Origin of the sequence: Desulfonatronospira sp. (assembly GCA_003563255.1) — a bacterium.
Lineage (GTDB): Bacteria > Desulfobacterota > Desulfovibrionia > Desulfovibrionales > Desulfonatronovibrionaceae > Desulfonatronospira.
In genome coordinates this window covers 1-4,962 of the sequence record PWSL01000396.1, presented here as the reverse complement: position 1 = coordinate 4,962, position 4,962 = coordinate 1, and the positions used below count along the sequence as shown (strand labels likewise).

At 47.5% G+C, this 4,962-nt stretch carries 5 protein-coding genes and 1 riboswitch; all 5 genes read left to right on the top strand.

Annotated features, from left to right (window positions below; translation table 11 throughout):
* Window positions 1–324: VTT domain-containing protein (locus QZP87_RS11520; RefSeq protein ID WP_291323071.1), on the top strand; the 324-nt coding region annotated here is incomplete at its 5' end.
* 135 nt (window positions 325–459) lie between these two features.
* A riboswitch (cobalamin riboswitch) is annotated at window positions 460–758 on the top strand.
* 313 nt (window positions 759–1,071) lie between these two features.
* Window positions 1,072–1,719, top strand: coding sequence for a hypothetical protein (locus QZP87_RS11515; protein WP_291323070.1), 648 nt, complete (start codon window positions 1,072–1,074; stop codon window positions 1,717–1,719).
* A 10-nt stretch (window positions 1,720–1,729) separates the two neighbouring features.
* Window positions 1,730–2,536: a class I SAM-dependent methyltransferase gene (locus tag QZP87_RS11510; protein ID WP_291323069.1), complete on the top strand. Its 807-nt coding sequence runs from the start codon at window positions 1,730–1,732 to the stop codon at window positions 2,534–2,536.
* A 1,013-nt stretch (window positions 2,537–3,549) separates the two neighbouring features.
* A complete protein-coding gene (locus QZP87_RS11505) occupies window positions 3,550–3,723 on the top strand; it encodes a Nif11-like leader peptide family natural product precursor (protein WP_291323068.1) in 174 nt (57 codons plus the stop codon).
* Between the two features lie 763 nt (window positions 3,724–4,486).
* Entirely contained in the window at window positions 4,487–4,840 is a 354-nt protein-coding gene (locus QZP87_RS11500) for a metalloregulator ArsR/SmtB family transcription factor (protein ID WP_291323067.1), read from the top strand.
* Window positions 4,841–4,962 lie beyond the last annotated feature (122 nt).

The following is a 4,962-nucleotide window of genomic DNA, read 5'->3' as shown; positions in this document are numbered from 1 at the left end:
TACATAGAAAAGGGCATGCAGGAATACGGCACTGGTTTTCTTTTTATGCTCAGAATCATCGAAGTGGCACCCTCTTTTGTAATTAATTCTGTTTTTGCCTTCACTGATATGAGGGTCAAGACCTTCTTCCTGGTCAGCCTGGCTGGATTTCTGCCCGGTATATTTATTTTCGCCAATGCCGGCAGCCGTCTTGCACAGATTGACGCAATGTCGTGTTTAATGAGCACCGGAGTTATGCTTTCCCTGGCTGCAGTGGGTATATTTCCTCTTTTGTGCCAGCTTTTCTGCAAAAAGTATAAATCCCTTCCGGTAAAAAGTTCTTGATGATTTTGTCATGAACATTGTCTACTGCGTGCTATGCATTCATCTGGTATACGAGACAAGGGTAACACAGTTGTGGACTTTGTAATAATTTTCAGCTTGACAAGTCGGAGAGTTTTTACTTGACTCCAAATTAAGCACAAGACAACCGTCTCAGGTTTTCCCCCAACCGGGGAAATGAAAAGGGAATCCCGTGCAAATCGGGAACCGGCCCGCGGCTGTGAGCGGGGACGAAAGCCGCATTAAGCCACTCTGGACAGACCCGGGGGAAGGCGCGGCAAGCCCGGCACTCACTTTATTTCTGTTTGTTGCTTATAATCAGGTTGTACTGCAAGGAGCCAACCGGTTTAACTGGCAACAATCCGTACCTGAAGTGAGTGCTGGGCAAGTAGGACGATCCGCAAGTCAGAAGACCTGCCTGAGACCTTATTGGACCGCCCCTTCGGCGCAGGGTGGCGGCCGAGCCTATTCGAGGATGAAAACGGGACATCCCCGGATCGAAGTGTATTTCGATCCGGGGATTTTTTTTGCCTGAAAACGGACAGAAGCGCCGTAACCATTCAGGGGGTTCCTCGGTGGTGATTACTGGCACCAGGCCCTGGGGACTGTCCCGCACTTATTATTTTCTGATGAACAATTTTGGTGTGAGTGTTGGAAAAATAAGTGCGGGACTGTCCCCGGGCCGATTGAGGCATCCCCTGAATGGTTACGAAGCGCCGGCTGTCCTCCAAACCGTTCAAGGAGGAAAAAATGGATACTATCCACCTGGAAATGCACGGCGTGTGCATGAAGAGTCGCAGTATGCGTATGACCAGGACGGGTGCGGAAGCTTTGCTGCAGTTCTGCCGGGAGTACAATGTCAATGTATACCGGCTTTTTGATTCCCCCGGTGATGTCAGGAGTCTTCTGCCCGCGGGAGAGCATGTGGATTGCCTGGAAGAGTGCTATATGTACTGCAATGATAAGCCGGATGTTTATGCTTATATCAATGACAGGCAGGTAAAAACACTGGATTTTGGATTGTTTCAGAACTTTACCCGGCATGCAGTGCTTGACGATGGAGGCGATGAACATGTTGTCATTGAAAAGGCGGCAATCAACGATGGCATCATGGTCTTTGAAGACAGGGGCAGTCACCTGGGACAGCTTAATATCCAGGATTTACGCCTGCCCATTATAAGATCATTTATCGACAACAGTCTTATGTTCAATAAAATTTATCATGGTCAAAAGATGTTTAATATAAAGCTCATGGAGCTTTCTCCAGGAGCAATGCAGGCCATCAACGTGCGCAGTAATGGCAAAAAGATTTCATTTATTGATTTCTTAAACAGTGCAGCTGTCTCTGGATGGCGGGCACAGAACATGATCTCGGAAATTTCCAGAACCATTCAATAGGAGGTGGATTATGTACGCAGACAAGGAACAAAAAGAAATATTGCAGAGCAAGGGTTGCTTGCTGACTGATCAATACCTTCACGACTACGAAGACTGCTTTGTAAACAAGTGGGATGAACTCATAGACTGGGAGAAGAGAGCCAAAAGTGAGGGGTCTTTTTTTTATGATATTTTCAGACAGAGGAATGTGCAGAGCATTCTGGACGTGGCCACCGGCACCGGCTTTCATTCGGTCAGGTTTCTTGAACAGGGCTACAGGGTGGTCAGCGTGGACGGAAGCGCCAACATGCTGGTGCAGGCCTTTGAAAACGCCAGGGACAAAGGATATATCCTGAGTACGGTGCATACGGACTGGAGACGCCTGAGTTTTGATGTGCAGGGCGAATACGACGCCCTTATCTGCCTGGGCAATTCCTTTACCCACCTTTTTGACGAACACGACCGGCGCAGGGTGCTGTCCGAATTCTACAGCAAACTCAAGCCGGACGGGGTGCTTATAGTGGACCAGAGAAACTATGACCGTATCCTGGATGAAGGTTATTCCTCCAAACACAAATATTATTACTGCGGCGAGAACGTATCTGCAGAACCGGTGCAGGTAAAGGACGATCTGGTCCAGTTCGAGTATACCTTTCCAGACGCTTCTGTGTTTCACCTGAACATGTTTCCCCTGCGCAAGGCCTACATGCAGAAACTTCTCTACGAGACCGGCTTTGGGTCAGTGACCACTTACGGGGATTTTCAGGAGACCTTCAGAGGCGAGGAACCTGATTTTTATATCCATGTAGCGGATAAAGGCATACCAGACCAGAGCTGACAGCCTTGAGCCGGCGTTAGTCTGCTTACAAAGGTGCCTGCAAAAGTTTTTTGCAGGCACTGCAAGACTGTCTTATCCATCAAGCTGATGGCTGCAGGCAATAACTCATGGTGAGTTTGTGTTCGCGTGACATAAGTATTGCTTTTTACTGACCTCTTCCCCATTTCATGCCTGGCATGTTATGGGCAATTCAGCCTTGCTTTTACCCATTTCAGGCTAGGCATAAACTGGGCAATCAGGATGTTGGGGATGACCCTTCAAGCGTAACCATTCAGGGGGCATATACCGGCCCGGGGACAGTCCCCGCGACACCTTTCCTGCACAAAGACAAAAATTACATGCCCAGATTTTTTTGAATCTGCATAGATATTCTTAGCGGGGGACAGTCCCCAGGCCTGGTGCCAGGGACTAAAACTGAGTACCCCCTGAATGCTTACCTTCAAGCAATGCAGGGAGCATGCAAAGCTTTCTGTCTGCAAGGCAGGTAATACCTTGCTTGGTCTCTTTATTCTTCAAAACCGTGTGTGCGGAGCACGCCATAGAAAATAACCCGGGTATTACAGGAAGTCTGCGTTTCGCGCAGACCGGCGTCATTTCCCGGAGGGATGGAGGAAAAATCATCCGGTCCGCGCTGGACGCAGGCAAGAGAATTGTCTTGATCTGTACTCAGCATGTTCAGCAGCACAAAGGCTGTCATGCAGCAGTTTTAAAATGTTGGAGGGCCCGTTTTTGTCTTGCCGGATGTCGTCCCGAAAAAATGAGTTTATGATCTGGCCAACCAAAGATTGTTGTTTATTTGATAAGATACCCTATACATGAAGGTCAAATTAAAAAAAATTATGGGTGTATAAATGTGCTTAATATCACAATCCAAGCTTTATACAGCCTACATGCCGACCATGAAACAAAGCCATGGAAAAACTTTAATTTATAGCCACTGAATATGATCGGGGGTAATCTGTATAAACCCAGGACGCTATCTGCAAGGCCTCGCAAAACAAAGGAGGTGTGACATGTCTATTCAGTCCGCAAAGGCATTTCTGGAACTGGTTCAGAAAGATACGGGGCTGCATGCAAGAATGGCTAAGTGCCGGGATTCCATGGAGATAATGGATATTGCCCGGGAAAAGGGGTATGATTTTACCCCGGATGAGACCAGGATGGTAATGGAGCAGCCTTGCGAGTAACTTCTCAATAACTCCGGGCAGTATTCCTGGATACCGGCATCCGCCGGTATGACATCACAATGCAACGACCTGTTTTCATTCGTCATTCCGGCGAAAGCCGGAATCCAGGTATTTTCTTAGTGTAAGATCGCCCAGAATTATTGAGAAGTTACCCTTGCGACGGAGTGCATGACAGGATGCTGGAGATGCTGGTGCAGTCCCTTTATGCCAGGAGTCAAGACCATGGCAAAAAAGTTGATAGCCATGCTGTCCCAGCTTAAAAAAGTCAATTTAAAAAGCTGCAATCAAAAAACTGCCGATAATTCCTCTAAGATCCGGGCATTGTGCACTGCCGTAAGGCCCCCGCAATGCCCGGATCAGATTTCAATTTTTCCCTTAGCCAGAATTGAATACTTTCGAAAACTTGACAGGCGCTTTTTGCCTTTGTTCCCACGCTCCGCGTGGGAACATTCTTCGGACGCTCCGCGTCCAAAATGATTCAGCACTCACTTTTGAATACTATTATTTTTTTTGGTAATTCTCCATTGTCAAAAGTGCTGGATCGAAAAACGTTCCCACCAGAGCGTGGGAACGATTAAGAGAATCGTTTTAAACCCCACTCTATGCCATCGGCGTCTGCACAAAACGAGAAGGCAATACTTTTGTAAAGATTATTTCTACTTACTGCCTTATCCAGAATTAAATATTTTCGAAAACTTGACAGGCGCTTTTTAAGGTTGTAATTTTCATTCAGTCATTTAGCTTATTGTACAAATATCAACTTATGGATAAATTTCTGAAACAGACCAAAGCCCTGGCGGACGGCAACCGTTTGCGCATTATTGCGGCTCTTCTCAGGCAGCCGGAGTTGTGCGTCTGCCAGATTACCGAGCTTCTGGGGCTGTCCACGGCCACAGTTTCGCGGCATATAAGCGTCATCCAGAATGCAGGCTTAGTGACATCCCGCAAGGACAGCCGCTGGGTGTATTACCGCCTGGCAGATGATTTTCCCGGGAGGCTCAGGCAGTGGCTGGAAGAGGAGCTTATGCATTCCCGGGAAATGGAAAAGGACAGGCTCACACTCAAATTGATCCTGTCCATGTCCGTGGAAGACCTGTGCAGTAAAAGAGGTAGATGATCGCAGGATCCGGGCACTGCTCAAATTTGAAACCAAGAGGAAAGAAAATGGCTGAAATCAAGGTCAGTAAAGAAATGTCCGTTCTGGACCGTTTTTTGACGGTCTGGATTTTTACGGCCATG